This is a genomic window from Ruminococcus sp. 210702-SL.1.03 (genome assembly GCF_020559915.1).
In the GTDB taxonomy this organism is placed as follows: Bacteria; Bacillota; Clostridia; order Oscillospirales; family Ruminococcaceae; genus YE71.
Map to the genome: position 1 here is coordinate 1 of NZ_JAJCLZ010000140.1, position 346 is coordinate 346.

At 29.8% G+C, this 346-nt stretch carries 1 protein-coding gene; it reads right to left on the reverse strand.

Annotated elements, in window-relative coordinates; genetic code table 11:
- Positions 1-100: 100 nt before the first annotated feature.
- Positions 101-346 (reverse strand): LytTR family DNA-binding domain-containing protein (locus tag LI114_RS13820; RefSeq protein ID WP_227221148.1); only part of this gene is annotated, 246 nt, incomplete at its 5' end.

Below are 346 nucleotides of genomic sequence, written 5' to 3' on the forward strand. Positions count from 1 at the left end.
AATCTATAATCCTCTTTCATCATATTGTACAAATAGAAAACTATAACCATGCTCTCCACAAGGCAATTCAGACTTTCTATAATCAACTCGCTAACGGACATTATACCCACCTGTTTCTGCTAAATTTCAAAAAAGCTTTTGTGATTTTTTCAAGATGATTTCTGCTGACATATAAGATTTTGCCGTTCTTCATAAATACTTGATTTTTTTTAATGTAGTCAATATTAGTAACGTTTATCAGAACGCTTTTATCGGAACGTACAAATAAACATTCTTCTAACATTTTCTCATAATCTGATAATTTACCTTTCTGATAATATTCTTTGTTAAAGGTATGGATGACGAT